Here is an 18,473-nt window from a genome sequence, read left to right on the forward strand (position 1 = left end):
ACACCATTCGGTGTCCATCGGCCTGCCTACCGTCGCCGCATGAAGATAGGAATCCTCGGAACGGGCGGCATGGCGGCGGCACTCGGTGGCGCCTGGACCACGGCCGGGCACGACGTACTGATCGGCGGCCGTGATCCGCGGAAGGCGAAGCTGACCGCCGAATCCGTCGGCGCCGCCGGCCACGGCAGCCTCGACGACGCGGCCCGCCACGGCGACGCCGTCCTCCTGGCCGTCCCCGCGACGGTCGCCCCGCAACTGGCCGGCGGCCTTGCCGGCCGCACCGTCATCGACTGCACCAACGCCATCAGCCCGACCGGCGACGGCCTGATGCTCGACCCGGGATCGGGCGCGCGGCAGCTGGCGGCCGCGGCCCCCGGCGCGCACGTGGTCAAGGCGTTCAACCTGTGCCACGTCAGCATCTGGACGCTGCGCCCACCGATGTTCGAGAACGTGCCGCTGACCGTCCCGTACTGCACGGACCATCCCGCCGCGGCCGCCGTCATCGAAACGCTGATCAGCTCGATCGGCTGCGTCCCGGCCGCGTGCGGCGGCCTGGCCCGCGCCGGTTACCTGGAGGCCACCGCCGCGCTCGCGATCGGCATGTGGTGGTCCGGCGGCCAGCCGCGCGCCGCCTTCCCGTCACCCGCCGAGGTGTAACCGCTCGCTCAGTCGTCGTCACCCTCGTCGTCGCCGCCGTCGTCGTCATCCCCGTCGCCGCCCGGGCAGCCGGTGAGCGCCAACAGCACGCCGGCCGCCCCGGCCACCCCGAGGGTCCGGCCGAAGAACAACCGCCGGCTCATGCCGCGGCTGGCCCGCATGTCATCGTCTGAGATGTTGCGCACATCCTCCATCCCCGCATTCTTGCAGCGCCGGGCCAACCCCAACACCTTTCGGGGTACGCCAAACCGCGCGGCCCGGCAGCCACTCCAGGCCGCCGACGCGACTACAGGATCAGTACGCCCCGGCGCCGGGCCGCCGGGGTCCGCACCGGACTGCCGCCATCACGACGATCCGTCACCGGCGACCTCCACCACGATCTTGCCGGCGACGCGGCCCCGGTCGATGTGGTCCATCGCGGCGCCGGCCTCGGCGAACGGGTACACCCGGTCGATGACCGGCCGGACCTGCTTCTCCTCGACCATGGCGGCGAGCGCGATCAGGTCGCCGCGGCCGGGCCGGGCGACCAGGCTGCGCGCCCGGCGGGTGGTGAGTTTCGCCGCCAGGATGCGCCGGGCCGGACCGAGCCAGCGGCCGCCGGTGCCGACCGACAGGCCCAGCACGCCGCCGGGCGCGAGGGCGTTGCGCAGCACCGGAAGCGGGTAGTTGCCGGCCAGGTCGAGGATCGCGTCGTATCCCTCGCCCGGTGCCGTCGTCGTCTCGTAGTCGACGACCGCCTCGGCGCCGAGCGAGGTCATCAGCTCGGCGTTGCGGCCCGCGCAGACAGCCGTGACGCGGGCACCTCTCGCGGCGGCGATCTGCACCGCGAACGTGCCGATCCCGCCCGAGGCGCCGGTGATCAGCACCCGTTGACCGGCCCGGACACGGAGCGCGTCCCGTACCTCCTGGAGGGCTGTCGTGCCGCCCAGCGGAAGGGCCGCCGCCTCGATGAAGGTCATGGTGGCCGGCTTGGGCGCCGCGAGGCGCGCTCGGACCCGGGCGAACTCGGCGATCGCGCCGGTTCCCTCGGCGAACACCTCGTCACCAGCCCGGAGATCGTCGACCCCCGAGCCCACCGACTCCACGCGGCCGGCGAAGGCCCTGCCGGTCACGAAGCCCGGCCGCGGCCGGCGCAGGCCGCCCGCACCGGCCCGGATCGCGAACGGCTCGCCGCGCAGCATCAGCCGGTCCGCCGCGTTGAGGCCGGCCGCGTGGACCCGGACGAGCACCTCCCCCGGGCCGGGCGCGGGCGTCGCGACGTCGCACAGCTCAAGCCTGCCCGGTGTCCCGAATCCGAGTTGGACGAGCGCCTTCATGGGTCTCCCACCCTCCTGCTTACGTTGTAAGCTTACGACGTAAGCAAGCGTGCGGTAGGGTCGCCCAAGAACGCAAGCCCGAATCCGGAGACATGGATGACACCCACCCGCGAGCCACTGAGCCGCGACCGTGTCCTGCGAGCCGCCCTGGCTCTGGCCGACGCGGGCGGCACGGACGCGCTGACCATGCGCCGCCTCGGCCAGGAGCTCGGCGTCGAGGCCATGTCGCTGTACCGGCACGTCGCCAACAAGGACGCCGTGCTCGCCGGCATCGTCGACCTGGTCATCGGCGAGATCACCCTGCCCTCGACCGCCGACGGCTGGAAGGAGGCGATGCGTTCCCGCGGCGCCACCGCCCACCAGGTCCTGATGCGCCATCCCTGGGCGCCGGCGTTGCTGATGTCCCGCACGAACACCGGGCCGGCGATGCTGCGCTACATCGACTTCACACTGGGCGCGCTGCGGGAGGCAGGGTTCTCATGGCAGCTGACGGACTACGCGTGGAACACGATGGACAGCTACATCTACGGGTTCACGCTGCGCAAACTCAGCTTCCCGATCGCTGAGGCCGACTATGCGGAGGTGGCGTCGGCGCACCTGCACATGCTGGCCGGCGGCCAGTTTCCCTACATGGCCGAGATGACCCGGCTGGTCGGCGCCGGCAATCATCCCGGCGAGCCGGATCTGGCCTTCGGCCTCGACCTGATCCTCGACGGCCTGGAGCGCCTGCGGGGCTGAGGCCTGCAATATCACGCCCGGCCGGGCGGCGAAACGACCCCCCTGGCCTGCGGGGCCGGGAGGCGGGTTGTTAAGTTCTTCGTCAGCAAGTCCGGGTGGCGGAATGGCAGACGCGCTAGCTTGAGGTGCTAGTGCCCGTATAGGGCGTGGGGGTTCAAGTCCCCCCTCGGACACCAATCGAAGACACGAATCGCCGGGGTCACGACCTCGGCGATCACTGTTTTCCGGCAGAGCGGGCGGTCATCCGCAGGCCGATGCGGCTGTTCAGCGTCGCGGCCTTTTCGATGCGATCCGGTGCCATGATGCGGGCGATGACTTTGCTGGAGCGTGCAACGTTCGGGCGGCGACGGACCGTTCTACCGCTGTGAAAGCGGACGAGGAGAGAGCCTTCCGTGAGTTCGTCGCCGCGCAGCTGGTGCCGCTGCGCAATCTGGCGTACGTGACTTGCGGGGACTGGCACACGGCGGAGGACGCGGTCGCGACCGCGTTGGCCAAGCTGTACCCGCGGTGGCGCCGGCTCGACCGACCGGACCTGTACGTCAAGACGATGGTGTACCGGGCCGCGATCGACGAGACGCGACGCCCCTGGCGCAGGGAGCGGGCAGCCGGTGACGCCATGCCCGACGTGCCGCTGCACGACCCCGCGTCGGTCAGCGACGAGCATCTGCACGTGCGGGCGGCGTTGCGGGAGGTGCCGCCGCGGCAGCGGGCCGCGCTGGTGCTGCGGTACTACCTGGGGCTGTCGCAGGAGGAGACGGCGACGGTGCTGGGCTGCAGTCTCGGCACCGCCAAGAGCCAGGTCTCGCGCGGGCTGGGCCGGCTGCGCGACCTGCTGGCGGCCGAGCAGATCGAACTGAGCGATGCGGAGGTGTGCGGCAGTGCACGTGCATGAGGTGGTGGATGTCATGACCGAGGACGGTCCGCCGGTACGAGTGAGCGTCGATGACATCGTCGCCTCCGGGCGGCGGGAGCAGCGGCGGCGCCGGACGGGATTCGCGGCGGCCGGACTGGCGATGGTGGCCGTGGCCGGCGTGGCCGTGGCGACGGCCGTCTCGGTGCCGGCGGCACAGCGGACGGGCACCGCAACGGCCCCGGCAGCGAACCCGCCCGCCGTCACGAGAGCCGCGGCCGGTCCGCTGCTGGCGGACCCGTTCGAGTTCACGTTCTCCGCGTACTCGGTCGGGCCGGTCCACGTGCAGGACCCGATCGTGGCGTCCAACGCCTACCAGATCGCCTCGGTGCTCGTCGACGGGACGGACAGCCGCATCGTCGGCCGGCACGAGTCGCTGACGGGCCCGAGTCTGTCCGCGCGCCTCACCGTCTACCGGCCCGGCGCGTACGCCGCGCAGAAGCTGGGGGGCGCGAACTCCACCGTGGCCGGGCACCGGGCGCTGAAGAGCGAGCGCCAGATCGGGCACGGGCCGTCGCAGAAGACGCTGGCCTGGGAGTACGCCCCGAACGCCTGGGCGGTGCTGGAAAGCATCGCCGAACAGGCCGACCTGCCGACGATGCAGCAGCTCGAGGCAACGGCCGGCGGCCTGACCGGGGCCGCCGCCCGGCCGGCCAAGGCGCCGTTCACCCTCAGCTACATCCCGGCCGGCTATCAACTGTTCGCCGTGGGCGAGCAGACGACGGGCAGCCTCGACGGGTTCGGCGGGACCAGCGACACCGAGCACAGCGGTGTGCTGTTCGCCAAGAAAGGGCTGCCCAAGAAGGGGCTGCTGGGGCCGTACGACAACATGATGTGGGGCGCGTTCCAGATCATGGTGTCCGAGGACCCGAAGCCGGCCGAGCCCGGGTGCATCGCGAACCTCTGCAGCCGCCTCGAGGACGGCAAGGTGACCGTCGAGGTGGCGAGCAACGCCGGCAGCCTCTCGCCAGCAGAGATGCGGAAGGTCCTCGACGGGATCAAGCTGACCGACGTCCGCGACAAAGGCAGCTGGGCCGACATCCGGCCGTGACTTAGCACCACGGCGGCTCCGACCGGCAACACCGCCGGTCAGAGCCGCCGCGTCATCCAGGCTTGCAATAAATCGACGACCTGCGATGATTTGGGAGCGCTCCCAGACCTGTGAGGAGAACCATGCGGAAGCTGCTCGCCACCATCACCACCGCCCTGATGCTCGGCGCCATGGCCGGACCGGCAGAAGCCGGCCACCGCGACCACTGCACGCGCGACCTGCTCTTCTGCGAAGACTTCGACCGGCTGCCGACCGGCGGTCCCAGCACGCTGAACTGGGGCGTCGACACCCGCAACGGAACCCTCACCGTGGAGCGCGCCCGCCACGGCAACAAGGTGCTGCACATCCGCACCGTCGACAACGGCCGTGCCTTCCTGACCGTCGACGACTTCGCCGCGCCCGGCAACCGCTTCTTCGGCCGGATGCGCCTGCGCGTCGACGCCTTCCCCACCGCCCCCGACTGGGCGCACTTCACGCTCGTCGAGGCGACCGGCACCGGCAGCCCGGAGATCGTCCGCCCGATCGGCGGACAGTACGCGCCCACCGTCCCCGGCATCTTCTGGGGTGTCGGCGCCGACGGCGGGCCCACCGGCGACTGGACGAACTGGCGCGAGTCGGCCCCGGTCGTCGAGGACACCTGGCAGTGCTTCGAATGGATGCTCGACCCGGCGGACAACCGCGTCGCCGTGTGGATCGACGGCCGGGCGAACCCGGAGCTGACCGCCTCCACTACCGAGCATGGCGGCAACGATGTGCCGTTCCTCCTGCCCGCGGTGAACACCGTGAAGATCGGCTGGCAGCTCTACCAGGGCGGCACCACGCCGAAACGGTTCGACCTCTGGATCGACGACATCGCGCTGTCCACCGAGCGCACCGGCTGCTGACCGGCCCCGGCGGCGGCCACCACCGGTCAGTCCCGGCAGGGTTCGAGTGCCGGTTTGGCCGGAGCACGTACCCCGGCTCGGCCCAAGGTCTCGTGGAAGGCCCTGCTCCAGCGGCCGTCCTGCTCGGCTTTCGCGATGACGCCGTTGAGGAACTCACAGAACGCGCGGTCGCCCTTGGGATAGCCGATCCCGTACGCGTCGTCGGAGAACTCCGGGCCCACCACAGCCAGCTTCGTCGGGAGTTGAGCGACGTAGCCGAGCAGCACCACGCCGTCCGTGGTGACGCCGTCGACCGAGCGGGTCAGTAGACGCTGGACACACTTGGTGTAGGTCAGCTCCGCGACCGGGACGGTGCCGTACAACTGCTCCCACTTGTCTATCGAGGTGGAGCCGCTGGCCGAGCAGACCGTGCGCCGGCCGATCTGGTCCGGCCCGCTGATGACGTGCCGGTCGGCCCGCCGCACCAGTAGCTGCTGGCCGGTCCGGAAGTACGGACCGGCCTGTCCGACGAGGGCGCGCCGCTGATCGTTCATCGAGTACGAGGCGACGACGATGTCGACGCGCCCGTCGATCAGATAGGTCTCCCGAACCTTCGACGTCGTGGTCACGAACGTGATCCGCTTGCGGCTCAGACCGAGCTCCGCGGCCACGATGGTCGCGATCTCGATGTCGAAACCCTCGTAGTGGTTCGTCGCCGGGTTGAGGAACCCGAGGCTGGGCTGGTCCGACTTCACCCCGATCCGGATCTGCCCGCTCTGCTGCAGCCGATGCATGGTGGTGCCGGCCGGAAACTGCATCGCCTGCGGACGAGCGCACGCGAGACAGGACAGCAGGACACCGGCGACGACGGCGAGCACGAGCCGTTTCATCGTGGATCGCCGAGCCCCGCGTCGCGTGCCTTGGCGACCGCCGCGGCCCGGTCACTCACGTGCAGCTTGAACAGGATCGCCGAGACATGGTTGCGCACGGTCTTCTCCGACAGCGACAACTGACGCGCGATGTCGTGGTTGCCGCATCCGGCCGAGACGAGTTTCAGCACCTGCCGTTCCCGGTCGGTCAGCTCCGGGAACACCGTCGCCGCCCGGTCCTGGTCCGCGCCGACGAAGAAGTCGCTGATGCGGTGGGCGACGCCGGTGCCGTACACCGACTCACCAGCCGCGACCGCCAGAATCGCCCGGGTGATCTCCGTACGGTCGGCGCCCTTCAGCAGGTAGCCGCGGGCGCCCGCGCGCAGCGCGCCGATCAGCGCCTGGTTCTCGTCGTGCATGGTCAGCACCAGAACCTTGATCTCCGGGTGCCGGGCGAGGATGGCGCGGGTGGCCGCCGCGCCGTCCAGGCCCGGCATGGTCAGATCGGTGATCACCACGTCCGGACCGGTCTCCTCGACCAGGGCCAGCAGGGCGCGGCCGTCGGCCGCCTCACCGACGATCTCTATCTCCGGGTTGGTGGCGATGGCGGAGATGAGGCCGAAGCGGAACATCGGGTGGTCGTCGGCGAGAACAACCCGTACGGGATCGGTCATGACGGCTCCAGGGGCAGCGTGGCGGTGACGGTGGTGCCGGCGCTTCCCGAGTTGATCTCCAAGCGTCCGCCCAGGTTCTCCGCACGGCGGCGCATCGAGGTCAGCCCGATGCCGGCGACGGCCGACCGGGTGCCGTGCCCGTCGTCGGCCACAACGATGCAGAGGGCGCCGTCCGGAGCGGCGATGCTCACCCTGACGTGCCGGGCGTCGGCGTGCCGGGCGACGTTGGTCAGCGCCTCGGTGGTGATCCGATAGGCGGCGTTCTCCACATCGGCCGGCAGGCTCGGCAGAGCGGACGCGTCGAACACCACCGGAACCTTCGACGACACCGTGGCGGCGTGCCGGCGGATGGCCTCGGACAGCGTCATCGTGTCCAGTGCGGCCGGTCGCAGGTCGTCGAGGATGCGACGAACGTCGGCCAGCGCGACGGCCACCTCGTTCTGGATGCGGCGCAACAGCGGGCTGCGGTCGGTGTCAGCGAGAGCCTCCAGCCCGAGCCCGATGCCGGACAGCGACGGACCGAGCCCGTCGTGCAGGTCCACGCGGAGCCGGTCGCGTTCCGCCTCGGCCGCCGTGACCACCCGGTCCCGCTCCGCCTCCAACTGCTCGGTCAGCTGGTAGGCCTGGACCACCATCGCCACCTGCAGCGCGAGCACCGCGAGCAGCCGTACGTCGGCGCTGGTGTAGACCTCGCCGGGCCGGCGGGGCAGCACCCGTACCTCGCCGAGCGCCGTGCCACCGAAGTGCAGCGGCAGGCTCAGGGTCGGTTGCGCCGGCTCCTCGGCGCCTACGCCGGCGAGCCGGCTGCCGTCGGGGCCGATCAGGCTGGCGCCCGGCGCGTGCACCGCAGCCGCGACGCTGGTGAGCGCGGCCGACAACAGATCGCCCTGCCCGGTCCCGGCCATCCGCTCGCCCAGCGAGGTCAGCGCCTGAATCGGATCGCGGCGCTGTCCGTACAACAGCCGGTCGGCGGCATGCTGCAGCCGATCGCGCGCCGGCGCCAGCGCGACCGCCACGGCCGCGGCAGCCATCACACCCGGCAGCGGCCGGCTGTCCAGCGCGGCGCCCACGACTGTGCCGACCGCAGCCGTGACCCCGAGGTAGGCGGCCACCACCACCGCCGTGTACATGCCGTAGACCAGTCCGCGCCGCAGCACCGTCTCGATGCCGAACAGGCGATACCGGAGAACGCCGACCGCCACCGCGATGGGAACGAGCAGCAGCGGCAGCAGCATCAGCACATTGGCGAAACTGGCGGTCACGAAGAACGACGCGGCCAGGAACGGCATCACCATGCAGACCAGCAGAACCAGCTGCTGGCGGCGGGGAAACGGGGCGCGGACGAGCCGCAGCACCGTGCCGACCCAGATAATGATCATGGAGAGGACGAGCAGAGGCGTGAACGTCCAGGAACTGATCCGGCTCCACTGTGCCCACGCGGGCGGCAGGGCGGGGATCCTGGCGTCCACGTCGGTCGAGAGGAAGACGCCCAGGTCGTAGACGCGCGGACCGGGAACCAGGACGTCGGCCAGCCGCTGCGGGAAGCGCGGCACCATGCCCCAGCCGCCGGCCGCGACCGGATCGACGACCGGGAACGGGATGCAGAGCATCAGTACGACGATCGACACCATCGCCGTACCGACCGGCCATCGCCACCACACGCCGGGCAGCCGGCCGTCGGGATAGAGGGCCAGCAGCAACGTCGGCGGGATCAACCAGCCGGGCAGGTAGAGCGCCGGCCCGAAGTAGGCGCCCCACGACGGCGAGCTGCCCAGCAGGCCATAGCCGCTGTACGCGGTGATGCACACCGCCAGCGCCTGCGACATGCCCACACCGAGGACCAGCCAGCCGATCGCGTTGCGCGGGCGCACGGCGGCCAGGATCGCGCCGGTGATCGCCCAGACCAGGGCCAGCACACCGCAGGCGAGGACGAAGACCGGTCCGGTGAACGGCTCCGGCGCGAAGAACCAGGTCTCCTCGCTGGGCCGGGCGATCTTCCGCCACGCGACAGCGACCACGACAACCGAAGCCGCCGCCGCTGCTGCCGCACCGAACCGGGCGATCCTCACCCCGACAGTCTGTGCCCGTCCGGCGGCGCCTTCCAGTGTGAATGTCCTGCCCGATCCGGCACTCGTCCCGGCTCACCCGGGACACGGTCCCGCTGTCATGGGCGCCGACGGCGACGGGACCCGGCCGTGCCCGGGCGCGTCACCCGCGCCGCGGAGGACGCCCGGCTCAGGCGCCCCGCAGCCCGGGCCACGCAGTATCGGCCTACACGACCGGGCCGCCAAGTCCTCGGATGAGGCAACCCGAAGACCGGAGGAAAGGACTTGGACCATGACGGCACGGCTCGACGTTGTCGCCGGGGCACCCGCCGACCTCATGACGACCATTCGTGATCTCCGCGAACGCGCCGACGCCTATCTGCGGTCGGCGTGCTCCCGCCGGCGCCTCCTGACGAACGTCACCGTCGTCGGGTCCGCGCTCGCCACCATGCTGACCGCGGCGCCGGCGTTCGGCGGCAAACCGTTCGCCGCGTGGCTGACCGGCACGTTCGGGCTGTCCTCGCCGGCGTGGCAGCTGTTGTGCGCTGCCGCGGCGGTGTGCTCCCTCGCCACCACCATCGCGGGTCAGTTGCTGAAGTCCGACGGGCTCGACGATCGCGTCGCCACCGCGCAGACCGTCCGGGTCCGGCTGGAGGCACTCGAGATCCGCGCCGGCCTGCGCCAGATCGACCAGGCGGAGGCCGTGGCCGAGCTGGCCAAATGCGTCGAGGACGCGGCCCTCGTGTGGCCGTCCACGCCGCGACCACCGAGGGCCACCGGACGAGCGACGGTGTACCCACTCCGATGATCCGATCGCGCACCGCGCGGTGCCGCCCGGGCATTACGGCCCGGGCGGACAGGTGGGAAGAGGGTTCAGCGGGTTGCCGGCTGGACTCGCTCGAACCGCACCCGGCTCAACCATCCCGGGTAGTCGCTGAGCACGTACAGCTCGCCGTGCACGTCGGCGCCGATCGCGGTCGGCTGGGTGGGGAAGTTGCCGATCGTGGCGGTCTCGTAGCTGCCGTCGCGGTGGGGGCGCACGGCGTACACACGAGGTGCGCAGTAGTCGCTCGCGACGTAGGTGCCCCGCGCCTCGGGGGTCCGGGACCCTCGGTACACCACGCCGCCGATCACCGAGCAGCTCTCCGTGAGGAAGTGTTCGTACTCGAAGACCGGGTCCACGTATCGCACGCCCGGCCGGCATTGCTCCTGGTCGAACACCGGAGTGCCCTCCTTGCAGGACCAGCCGAGGTTCGCCCCGCCCTGCCACGGGCGGATGTGGTTGATCTCCTCAACCAGGCCCTGGCCGACGTCACCGATCCACAGCGAATTGTCGATGTCGACGGAGAACCGCCACGGGTTTCGCAGCCCGTAGAGCCAGATCTCCGGGCGCGCGCCCGGCGTACGGATGAAGGGGTTGCCGGCGGGCACGCAGTAGGGCTTCGCGCCGCAGGCGCGGTTGACGTCGATCCGCACGATCTTGCCGAGCAGGGTGCCGAGGTCCTGGCCGGCCTTGAACGGGTCGTTCGCGTGGCCGCCGTCGCCGGTGGACCAGTAGAGGTAGCCGTCGCGGCCGAACGCCACCTGTCCGCCGTTGTGGTTGCCGTACTCGGCGTGCTCCTGGGTGAGCAGCACCTGCAGCCGCTCCGGGGCGCGGAGGGGCAGTCGCGCCAGGGTCAGCGCGCCGGCCGGCAGGCTCGTGTAGGCCACGTAGAGGATGCCGGTCCGTGCGAAGTTCGGCGCGGGCGTGATGCCGAGAAGGCCGCGCTCGTTGTCCGACGTGTCGATGCGGGCGGACAGGTCGAGCACCGGCTCGGCCGCCAGGCCGGTGTCCGGGTGGTAGGCGCGGACGGTGCCGTTCTTCTCCGCGATCAGCATCCGGCCGTCCGGCAGCCCGGTGATCGCGATCGGGCGCTGCAGACCGGAAGCCACCTGTTCGGTCACCACGGTCAGCTCGCTGAGTGGCACCGCGTGGCTGCGGGATGCGTCGGCGGCGGTGCCGGCCGCCGGCACCGAGGTCAGCAGCAGGGCGGAGAGGGCCAGAACGAGCAGGCCGGCCAGCGTGGTGGCCGGGCGACGACGCCTTCGCGACATGTTCAGCTCCTTGAGCAGACTGGCGGACGCGATACGGGAGCGCTCCCACGCTACATCGAACGTCGCCAATCTTTAAGCTTTCGCCTCCCCGCAGCTTGAACCTGGCCGACGCAGCCGGCGCCAACAATCTGATCGCGCCGCCGGCTCGGCTTCGGGCAGGGGTCGGCGCGCTGTCCGGAGCACGACAGAACTTCGCTCGGGGCCACTTTCATGATCCTCTATCGATACGATCACACCGCTCCCACGGGGGGAGCGCGCAACCGCCTGAGGACACATTCGGGTGAGTTGCTCACTCAGAGCGGAGGTACATCCTCTTGAAGATTTTCAGGATACTGGCGGCTTCCATCGCGCTGATCGCTGCGATGCTGGCCGCGCCGTCGCCGGCGCAGGCGTGGCAGAGGGGCTGTGGGGCCCTGGCGGGCAGCGGCGACAATCTCATCGGTCTCTGCTTCGACGACCGGACGTATCCTGACGGCCCCTCCGACAACTCCATTCAGCTCAATGCGAGCCTGATCCTCGGTAAGAGCGTCACCGCGACGACCACCACCTGCAAGATCACCATGCGGGCCGAGCTCGACAAGCCCGGATCCGCACCGTGGAGCTACAGCTCGAGCAAGAGCTGCACCAATCAGGTGAGGAATCAGCAGGGCAAGGGCTGGGTCGATTACAAGGTCGGGGTTGCCGCCCGGACCACCGCTCAAACTGTCAAGGTCCACGCCTGCGTCGAGTTCTACTGGAACGGTTCCTCGACGCTGGGCCGGCGGCTGTGCGAGTCCTCCAACTGGCACGCTGTCACCCTCGACGAGGATTACTAAAGCTTGAACCGTGATCTGGGCGGGGCGCCCTCACCATGGCGCTCCGCCCGGATTCCGATCTGCGCCGGTGTGGGGCCGACAGCGTCAGGCCGGCCTGCTCGCTCTGCCGTCCAGCCACAGCATGTCCGTGGCATCGCGGTGCGAGCCGCTCGTCCCGACGTGCTTGGTGCTGATCCGCGGCCCTTTCTTGATCACGTGGACCAGCGCCATGGCGTGTCCGCGGCCGATGCCGTACTCGTCGTTGAGCCAGGCGATGATCACGCCCGCCTTCACGTCGGCGGCGTCGTAACCGCGCTGCCTGGCCTCCTCGACCAGGGCGCGCGGGGTCTTGCCGGTCTTGTCCTCGACGGCGTCGAGGTAGGCCTGGAAGGACATGGCGTCACGCCCCGATCCGGCAGTTGAGGTGGATCAGGCCGGTGTCGAGGACTTCACTGTTGCTCCAACCGGCCGTGGTCAGGGTTCGGGAGGCCACGAGCTTGCGGATGCCGTTCATGGCTTCGGCCATCGGGCCGGCCTGAGTGGACCAGTAGCCGGCGAACTCCTCGAACGTCCGGCGGCCCAGCAGCATGGTGTCCGCCTCGGCGATCAGGCCGCCGATGACCGCGCCGGCCCCGTCGGTCATGTGCTCGAAAGTCCACTGCTCGGGGGTGCCCACCACACCGTCGGCGGAGATGAACAGCCCGGCCACGATCTTGCGGTTCGTCACGTCGATGTTCCCCTGTCTTGACTGCGTTGACAGCAACCACTTTCCGTGAGCGCGAGATGACGATCAAGCACGGCTCCGGCCATGGTCGTTGCGCCACAGACAACGATGAGCCCGAACAGATAGGCGAGCAGCCCGGCGACGTCATCCGGCACGCCGCTGTCAGGGTGTGCGCCCGCGGTGGACCAGCGTCGTCGGGAGCACCAGCCGGCGTACGTCCGCGGTGCTGCCGCCGATCCGGTCGAACAGCAGAGCCGCCGCCTGCCGGCCCAGCTCGACCGCGTCGTACGTGATCAGGGCGACCGGCCGCGGGAGCAGGTCGACCAGCTCGACGTCGTCGAAGCCGGCGATCCCCACGTCGCTGCCGTGCGCCGCGGCCGCGTGCAGCACCCCGACGCAGATGCGGTTGTTGTCGGCGAAGACCGCGTCGGCCGGCGCAGCTCCGGTGAGCAGCGCGGTGGCTGACCGGGCCGCGTCCGCGACCGTGTGGTTGCCCAGGCTGATCAGCGCCGGATCGCACGGCAGGCCGGCGTCGGTGAGCGCCTGCCGATAGCCGGCCTGACGGGCGGCGCCGGTGTGCACGGCCGGGTCGCCGCCCAGGAACGCGATGCGCCGGTAGCCCGCCGAGACGAGGTACTCGACGGCGCGGCGGGCGCCGCCGAAGCTGTCGAGCACGACCGAGTCGGCGAGCACGCCCGGCGGGACACGGTCGATGAAGACCATGGGCGCCCGGCGGGTCAGCTCCTGGTGCAGGTCGAGGTGGTCGTGGGCGGTGGGTACGACGAGCAGCCCGTCGACCCGGCGGCGGACGAGGTCACGCAGCAGGTCGCGTTCCCGTTCGTAGTCCTGGCCGGTGCTGCCGACGACGAGCAGGTGCCGGTGGCGGCGGGCGGTCTCCTCGGCGCCGCGGATGATGGCCGACCAGAACGGGTTGCCCGGGTCCTCGATGACCAGGGCGACGGTGTTCGTGGTCTGGCCGGGCCGCAGCGTGCGGGCGATCTCGTTGCGGTGGAAGCCGAGCTCGGCGATGGCGCGTTCGACGGCGGCCCGGGTCTCGGGCCGGATGTAGCGCTCGTCGTTGACGACCCGCGAGACGGTCGCCGGGCTGACGCCGGCCGCCTTCGCGACGTCGCGCATGGTGGGCTGCCGCATGAAGTCCCCTCTGTTGACCGCGCCAAGACTAATTGATTAGCTTCTCTGTATACGTTCTCAGAAGACCTATCAGGAGGGCACCACTCTCGAAGGAGACGAGCATGCGACGACGCACCAGAACTCTCCTTGCCGGGCTGCTGGCCCTGACCCTGAGCGCGGCCACGGCGTGCTCCGGCGGATCGGGCGGCGACAGCGAAGCGAAGACCCTCACCGTGGCGTACCAGAAGTTCGGGACGTTCATCCAGATGGACGACCTGATGAACAAGGTCAAGGGTGAGTTCGAGGCGGCCCACCAGGGCTGGACCGTGAAGCTGCTGCCGATCGAGGCGTCCGAGAACGACTACTACACCAAGCTCACCCTGATGAACCGGTCCCCCAACACCGCACCGGACATCCTCTACGAGGACACGTTCCTGGTGAACACCGACATCCAGGCCGGATTCCTCACCCCGCTCGACGACTACCTCGCCAAGTGGGCCGACTGGAACCAGTTCACCGAGGCGTCGAAGACGGCCGCGAAGGGCCTCGACGGGAAGATCTACGGGGTGCCGATGGGCACCGACACCCGCGCCCTCTGGTACAACAAGGAGCTCTTCGCCAAGGCCGGGCTGCCGGTGCCGTGGCAGCCCAAGACCTGGGACGACGTGCTCACGGCCGCGCGCACGGTCAAGCAGAAGCTGCCCGGTGTCATCCCGATGAACGTCTTCTCGGGCAAGGGCGCCGGCGAGGCCGCCAGCATGCAGGGCTTCGAGATGCTGCTCTACGGCACCGCCGACACCCTCTACGACGAGTCCAGCAAGAAATGGCTGGTCGACACGCCCGGCTTCCTCGACTCGCTCACCTTCATCAAAACCGTGTACGGCGAGAAGCTCGGCCCCGAGGTGCAGGACGCCCTCGACCCGAACTTCGGCACCCGGCTCAACTCCGAGCTCATTCCCGAGAACAAGATCGCCATCGACCTGAACGGCTCGTGGCAGAGCGGCAACTGGATCGAGACCGGCGCGAAGCCGTGGCCCGAGTGGTCCACCGTGCTCGGTCAGGCCCCGATGCCCACCCAGAACGGCCAGCCGCCCGGCTCGACCAGCATGTCCGGCGGCTGGGTGCTGTCGGTCGGTTCGCACGCCGAGGACAAGCAGGCCGCGTTCGACTACGTCACCCTCGCGCTGAACAAGGAGAACTCGCTGGCGTACGACATCGCGGCCGGCCAGATCGCCGAGCGCAAGGACGTGGCCGAGGACCCGAGGTACCTGAAGTCGAACCCGACGCTGAAGTTCTTCACCGATCTGGTGCAGGTCACCCACTTCCGGCCCGCCTACCCGGAGTACCCGCGGGTCTCCAACGCCATCCAGGTCGCCATGGAGGCGGTGATGACCGGCCAGCAGACGCCTGAGCAGGCCATGGCCACCTACGGTGACACGGTCAAGGCCGCCGTCGGCCCCGACAAGGTGAGCGGCTGAGGCGTGACGGCCACGACCCCGACGCTGCCCCCGGCGGTGCGCGGTTCCACGAGCGTGCCCCGCCGGGACCGCGGCCGCATCCTGCGCCACCTCGTCCCGCTGCTGCCGGCCCTGCTGCTGCTGACGGTCTTCTTCGCCGGCCCGATGCTGTGGAGCGTCTACACCGCGTTCACCAACTCCGCGCTGAGCGGCACCGGCGCGGTCGAGTTCATCGGGCTGGCCAACTTCGAGCGGCTGCTGAACGACCCGTCGTTCTGGCACTCGATCCTGCTCACGCTGGTGTTCGTGGTCGGCTCGGCGGTCATCGGCCAGAACACGCTCGGCCTGCTGATCGCGCTGCTGATGCGCGGCCGCAACCGGGCCACCCGTACGGCGGTCACCGGGCTGGTGCTGGCCGCGTGGGCCGTGCCCGAGACGGTCGCCGGCTTCTGCTGGTACGCCTTCCTCTACCGCACCGGCACGCTCAACGAGCTGCTGCAGCCGCTCGGGATGTCGCAGAACTGGCTCTACACCGCGCCGATGGTCGCGGTCATCTTCGCGAACGTGTGGCGGGGCACCGCGTTCAGCATGCTCGTCTACGACGCCGCGCTCTCCGAGGTGCCACCTGACCTGCTGGAGGCCGCCGCCATCGACGGCGCCTCCCGCTGGCAGAAGCTGCGCCACGTCACGCTGCCGCTGATCCGCCGCTCCATCGTCACCAACCTCATGCTCATCACCCTGCAGACCCTGGCCGCGTTCGGCCTGATCTTCGTGATGACCGGCGGTGGCCCGGGCACGGCCAGCCAGACCACCCCGCTCTACATGTACGAGCAGGCGTTCAAGTTCTACGAGCTCGGCTACGGCACCGCGATGGCGCTCGTCCTGCTCGCCGTCGGCGGCATCTTCTCCGCGATCTACCTGCGGCTGATCCGATGGGAGGACTGACCGATGGCCCGGCGTCTGGCGACCTACCTGGCTCTCCTGCTGATCGCGATCTGCTTCCTGCTCCCGTTCACCTGGCTGCTGATCGCCTCGGTCCAGCCCGCCTCGGGGCTGTCGGCGGAGCTGACCGGCGAGTTCTCGCTGGTGAACTTCTCCGAGGTGCTCACCCCCGAGACCGTGTTCCGCCCGATGCTCAACTCGCTGGTCATCTCCGGCGGCACGGCGATCGTCACGGCCCTCGTGGCCACGTTCGCCGCGTACCCGCTGTCGCGGTACCGCAGCCGGTTCGGCCGCGGCTTCCTGCTCGTCATCCTGTTCGCCACCGGCCTGCCGATCACCGCGGTCATGGTGCCCGTCTACGCCATGTACAGCCGGTTCAACCTGGTCGACTCGGTGTGGGCGACCGTCGCGTTCATGACGGCGTCCGCGCTGCCGTTCGCCATCTGGATGATGAAGAACTTCATGGACGGCGTGCCGCTCAACCTGGAGGAGGCCGCCTGGACCGACGGCGCGGGCTGGTTCCAGTCGCTGCACCGCATCGTGCTGCCGCTGATGATCCCCGGCCTCACGGTCGTCTTCATCTTCACCTTCGTGCTGCAGTGGGGGAACTTCTTCGTTCCGTTCATCCTGCTGCTCAGCCCGGAGAAGCAGCCGGCCTCGGTGACCATCTACACCTTCTTCTCCCAGTACGGGCAGGTCGCGTACGGCCAGCTCGCCGCGTTCTCGATCCTCTACACGGTGCCGGTGATCCTCCTGTACTCCGCGGTGTCCAAGGCGCTCGGCGGGGCGTTCAGCCTCACCGGCGCCGTGAAAGGCTGAAAGGGACGACATGCGAATCGTGGCCGTGACCAGCACCGAGTTGTTCGTCGGCGACCCCGCTCGCCAGATCGTGCGCGTCGAGCTCGAGGACCCGGCCGGCCGCACCGAGGTCACCGTCGAGGGTCCCGGCCTGTCGGGCTCGGTCGTCACCGACAGCACCACCGCCGACGTCCCGATAACCACCGATCAAGATCCAAAAACCGAGATTCGGGTACGCGTCACCGCCGGCGACGCCACTCACGACGCCACCGTCACCGTGGCCGAGCCCGGCTGGACCGTCTGGATGATCTCGCACTTCCACTACGACCCGGTGTGGTGGAACACCCAGGCCGCGTACACGGCCACGTGGGACGACGCCGGCCCGGCCGCCGCCGAGTTCCGCGCCGCGTTCCAGCACGCCGGGTTCGATCTGGTCCGCGAGCACCTGGAGACCGCGCGCCGCGACCCGGACTACAAGTTCGTGCTCGCCGAGGTGGACTACCTCAAGCCGTACTGGGACGCGCACCCGGCCGACCGCGCGTACCTGCGCCGTCTGCTCGGCGAGGGCCGCCTCGAACTCATGGGCGGCACCTACAACGAGCCGAACACGAACCTCACCTCGGCCGAGTCGACGGTTCGCAACCTCGTGCACGGGGCCGGATATCAGCGCGGCGTGCTCGGCGGTGACCCGCGTACGGCCTGGCAGCTCGACGCGTTCGGCCATGACCCGCAGTTCCCCGGCCTGGTCGCGGCGGCCGGTCTCGACTCGTCGTCGTGGGCGCGCGGGCCGTACCACCAGTGGGGCCCGATGCTGTGGACCCACGAACCCAAGCTCGACGGGTGGGGCGACCCGTCGGTCATGCAGTTCACCTCGGAGTTCGAATGGCTGTCGCCGTCCGGGGAGGGCGTGCTCACCCACTACATGCCCGCGCACTACTCGGCCGGCTGGCAGATCGACTCGAAGGCCACGCTCGTCGAGGCCGAGGAGACCGTCTACCACTTCTTCCTGCTGCTCAAGCGGGTCGCGGCCACCCGCAACGTACTGCTGCCGGTCGGCACCGACTACACGCCGCCGGCGAAGTGGATCACCGAGATCCAGCGCGACTGGAACGCCCGTTACTCCTCACCGCGCCTCGTCTGCGGCCTGCCGAAGGAGTTCTTCGCCGCGGTCCGCTCCCAGCGCGACACGTTCCCGCCGCAGACCCGCGACATGAACCCGATCTACACCGGCAAGGACGTGTCGTTCATCGACACCAAGCAGGCGCAGCGGGCGGCGGAGTCGCTGCTGGTCGAGGCGGAGACGTTCGCGACCATCGCGGCGGCGCACGGGGCCGCCTATCCCCACTCGCAGCTGGACCGGGCGTGGCGGCAGCTCGTGTTCGGTGCGCACCACGACGCCATCACCGGTTC

At 70.1% G+C, this 18,473-nt stretch carries 19 protein-coding genes, 1 tRNA gene and 1 pseudogene; 12 read left to right on the plus strand and 9 right to left on the minus strand.

The window, feature by feature from the left end; translation table 11 throughout:
- The first annotated feature begins 39 nt into the window (after positions 1-39).
- Entirely contained in the window at positions 40-657 is a 618-nt protein-coding gene (locus AB0F81_RS23580) for an NAD(P)-binding domain-containing protein (protein WP_360200632.1), read from the plus strand.
- Positions 658-665: 8 nt separating this feature from the next.
- On the opposite strand, the gene AB0F81_RS23585 is transcribed toward AB0F81_RS23580, so the two are convergent.
- Together AB0F81_RS23585 and AB0F81_RS23590 are read right to left on the minus strand one after the other, a co-directional pair.
- Positions 666-842, minus strand: coding sequence for a hypothetical protein (locus AB0F81_RS23585; protein ID WP_360200633.1), 177 nt, complete (start codon positions 840-842; stop codon positions 666-668).
- 159 nt (positions 843-1,001) lie between these two features.
- A complete protein-coding gene (locus AB0F81_RS23590; RefSeq protein WP_360200634.1) occupies positions 1,002-1,973 on the minus strand; it encodes an NAD(P)-dependent alcohol dehydrogenase in 972 nt (323 codons plus the stop codon).
- Between the two features lie 96 nt (positions 1,974-2,069).
- Here AB0F81_RS23590 and AB0F81_RS23595 point away from each other — a divergent pair, with 96 nt between their 5' ends.
- The 5 genes from AB0F81_RS23595 (at position 2,070) to AB0F81_RS23615 (ending at position 5,556) form a co-directional block, all read left to right on the plus strand.
- Positions 2,070-2,711, plus strand: a complete 642-nt coding sequence (locus AB0F81_RS23595) for a TetR/AcrR family transcriptional regulator C-terminal domain-containing protein (RefSeq protein ID WP_360200635.1) — start codon at positions 2,070-2,072, stop codon at positions 2,709-2,711.
- 89 nt (positions 2,712-2,800) lie between these two features.
- Positions 2,801-2,887 (plus strand) — tRNA-Leu (locus AB0F81_RS23600).
- Between the two features lie 188 nt (positions 2,888-3,075).
- Positions 3,076-3,603, plus strand: coding sequence for a SigE family RNA polymerase sigma factor (locus AB0F81_RS23605; protein ID WP_360200636.1), 528 nt, complete (start codon positions 3,076-3,078; stop codon positions 3,601-3,603).
- A gap of 13 nt (positions 3,604-3,616) precedes the next feature.
- Positions 3,617-4,672 carry a hypothetical protein gene (locus AB0F81_RS23610; RefSeq protein WP_360200637.1) on the plus strand — a complete coding sequence of 352 codons (1,056 nt, stop codon included), beginning with the start codon at positions 3,617-3,619 and terminating at the stop codon, positions 4,670-4,672.
- 122 nt (positions 4,673-4,794) lie between these two features.
- Positions 4,795-5,556, plus strand: a complete 762-nt coding sequence (locus AB0F81_RS23615) for a hypothetical protein (RefSeq protein ID WP_360200638.1) — start codon at positions 4,795-4,797, stop codon at positions 5,554-5,556.
- Positions 5,557-5,582: 26 nt separating this feature from the next.
- On the opposite strand, the gene AB0F81_RS23620 is transcribed toward AB0F81_RS23615, so the two are convergent.
- The 3 genes from AB0F81_RS23620 to AB0F81_RS23630 are packed head-to-tail and all read right to left on the minus strand — an operon-like array spanning position 5,583 to position 9,147.
- Positions 5,583-6,425, minus strand: coding sequence for a glutamate ABC transporter substrate-binding protein (locus AB0F81_RS23620; RefSeq protein ID WP_360200639.1), 843 nt, complete (start codon positions 6,423-6,425; stop codon positions 5,583-5,585).
- The gene (locus tag AB0F81_RS23625) at positions 6,422-7,078 is read right to left on the minus strand and encodes a response regulator transcription factor (protein WP_360200640.1); all 657 of its coding nucleotides are present in this window, start codon (positions 7,076-7,078) and stop codon (positions 6,422-6,424) included. The genes AB0F81_RS23620 and AB0F81_RS23625 overlap by 4 nt, the downstream gene beginning before the upstream one ends.
- On the minus strand, positions 7,075-9,147 hold the full coding sequence (locus AB0F81_RS23630; RefSeq protein ID WP_360200641.1) for a GAF domain-containing sensor histidine kinase: 2,073 nt from the start codon (positions 9,145-9,147) through the stop codon (positions 7,075-7,077). The genes AB0F81_RS23625 and AB0F81_RS23630 overlap by 4 nt, the downstream gene beginning before the upstream one ends.
- 268 nt (positions 9,148-9,415) lie before the next feature.
- Between AB0F81_RS23630 and AB0F81_RS23635 the strand changes: the two genes are divergently transcribed.
- Positions 9,416-9,931: a hypothetical protein gene (locus tag AB0F81_RS23635; protein ID WP_360200642.1), complete on the plus strand. Its 516-nt coding sequence runs from the start codon at positions 9,416-9,418 to the stop codon at positions 9,929-9,931.
- A gap of 65 nt (positions 9,932-9,996) precedes the next feature.
- Here the strand turns inward: AB0F81_RS23635 and AB0F81_RS23640 are convergent, their stop codons facing one another.
- Positions 9,997-11,217, minus strand: coding sequence for a PQQ-dependent sugar dehydrogenase (locus AB0F81_RS23640; protein WP_360200643.1), 1,221 nt, complete (start codon positions 11,215-11,217; stop codon positions 9,997-9,999).
- Between the two features lie 314 nt (positions 11,218-11,531).
- On the opposite strand from AB0F81_RS23640, the gene AB0F81_RS23645 reads away from it, so the two are divergent.
- On the plus strand, positions 11,532-12,032 hold the full coding sequence (locus AB0F81_RS23645; protein WP_360200644.1) for a hypothetical protein: 501 nt from the start codon (positions 11,532-11,534) through the stop codon (positions 12,030-12,032).
- Positions 12,033-12,116: 84 nt separating this feature from the next.
- On the opposite strand, the gene AB0F81_RS23650 is transcribed toward AB0F81_RS23645, so the two are convergent.
- The 3 genes from AB0F81_RS23650 to AB0F81_RS23660 all read right to left on the minus strand — a co-directional run bounded on the left by AB0F81_RS23650 (position 12,117) and on the right by AB0F81_RS23660 (position 13,887).
- Complete coding sequence (locus AB0F81_RS23650) at positions 12,117-12,407, minus strand: DUF4287 domain-containing protein (protein ID WP_360200645.1); 291 nt, start codon at positions 12,405-12,407, stop codon at positions 12,117-12,119.
- Positions 12,408-12,411: 4 nt separating this feature from the next.
- Entirely contained in the window at positions 12,412-12,738 is a 327-nt protein-coding gene (locus AB0F81_RS23655; RefSeq protein ID WP_360200646.1) for a dihydrofolate reductase family protein, read from the minus strand.
- A 159-nt stretch (positions 12,739-12,897) separates the two neighbouring features.
- Positions 12,898-13,887 (minus strand): LacI family DNA-binding transcriptional regulator, encoded by a 990-nt coding sequence (locus tag AB0F81_RS23660; RefSeq protein WP_360200647.1) that lies wholly within the window; start codon positions 13,885-13,887, stop codon positions 12,898-12,900.
- Positions 13,888-13,988: 101 nt separating this feature from the next.
- Between AB0F81_RS23660 and AB0F81_RS23665 the strand changes: the two genes are divergently transcribed.
- From AB0F81_RS23665 to AB0F81_RS23680, 4 genes and pseudogenes are all read left to right on the plus strand, one after another.
- Positions 13,989-15,344: an extracellular solute-binding protein gene (locus tag AB0F81_RS23665; protein WP_360200648.1), complete on the plus strand. Its 1,356-nt coding sequence runs from the start codon at positions 13,989-13,991 to the stop codon at positions 15,342-15,344.
- A gap of 3 nt (positions 15,345-15,347) precedes the next feature.
- Entirely contained in the window at positions 15,348-16,268 is a 921-nt protein-coding gene (locus AB0F81_RS23670; protein ID WP_360200649.1) for a sugar ABC transporter permease, read from the plus strand.
- Between the two features lie 3 nt (positions 16,269-16,271).
- Positions 16,272-17,084, plus strand: coding sequence for a carbohydrate ABC transporter permease (locus AB0F81_RS23675; RefSeq protein ID WP_360200650.1), 813 nt, complete (start codon positions 16,272-16,274; stop codon positions 17,082-17,084).
- A gap of 10 nt (positions 17,085-17,094) precedes the next feature.
- A pseudogene (locus AB0F81_RS23680) lies at positions 17,095-18,473 on the plus strand (glycoside hydrolase); the annotation flags it as partial.

The sequence above is a fragment of the Actinoplanes sp. NPDC024001 genome (assembly GCF_040638955.1).
Taxonomy (GTDB): Bacteria; Actinomycetota; Actinomycetes; order Mycobacteriales; family Micromonosporaceae; genus Actinoplanes.

What these genes read in the sequence shown, in the direction of transcription:
- AB0F81_RS23580 (WP_360200632.1), top strand. Translation starts at nt 40, where the DNA reads ATGAAGATAGGAATCCTCGGAACGGGCGGCATGGCGGCGGCACTCGGT.
- AB0F81_RS23590 (WP_360200634.1), bottom strand. Translation starts at nt 1,973, where the DNA reads ATGAAGGCGCTCGTCCAACTCGGATTCGGGACACCGGGCAGGCTTGAG.
- AB0F81_RS23595 (WP_360200635.1), top strand. Translation starts at nt 2,070, where the DNA reads ATGACACCCACCCGCGAGCCACTGAGCCGCGACCGTGTCCTGCGAGCC.
- AB0F81_RS23610 (WP_360200637.1), top strand. Translation starts at nt 3,617, where the DNA reads ATGACCGAGGACGGTCCGCCGGTACGAGTGAGCGTCGATGACATCGTC.
- AB0F81_RS23615 (WP_360200638.1), top strand. Translation starts at nt 4,795, where the DNA reads ATGCGGAAGCTGCTCGCCACCATCACCACCGCCCTGATGCTCGGCGCC.
- AB0F81_RS23620 (WP_360200639.1), bottom strand. Translation starts at nt 6,425, where the DNA reads ATGAAACGGCTCGTGCTCGCCGTCGTCGCCGGTGTCCTGCTGTCCTGT.
- AB0F81_RS23625 (WP_360200640.1), bottom strand. Translation starts at nt 7,078, where the DNA reads ATGACCGATCCCGTACGGGTTGTTCTCGCCGACGACCACCCGATGTTC.
- AB0F81_RS23635 (WP_360200642.1), top strand. Translation starts at nt 9,416, where the DNA reads ATGACGGCACGGCTCGACGTTGTCGCCGGGGCACCCGCCGACCTCATG.
- AB0F81_RS23640 (WP_360200643.1), bottom strand. Translation starts at nt 11,217, where the DNA reads ATGTCGCGAAGGCGTCGTCGCCCGGCCACCACGCTGGCCGGCCTGCTC.
- AB0F81_RS23650 (WP_360200645.1), bottom strand. Translation starts at nt 12,407, where the DNA reads ATGTCCTTCCAGGCCTACCTCGACGCCGTCGAGGACAAGACCGGCAAG.
- AB0F81_RS23660 (WP_360200647.1), bottom strand. Translation starts at nt 13,887, where the DNA reads ATGCGGCAGCCCACCATGCGCGACGTCGCGAAGGCGGCCGGCGTCAGC.
- AB0F81_RS23665 (WP_360200648.1), top strand. Translation starts at nt 13,989, where the DNA reads ATGCGACGACGCACCAGAACTCTCCTTGCCGGGCTGCTGGCCCTGACC.
- AB0F81_RS23675 (WP_360200650.1), top strand. Translation starts at nt 16,272, where the DNA reads ATGGCCCGGCGTCTGGCGACCTACCTGGCTCTCCTGCTGATCGCGATC.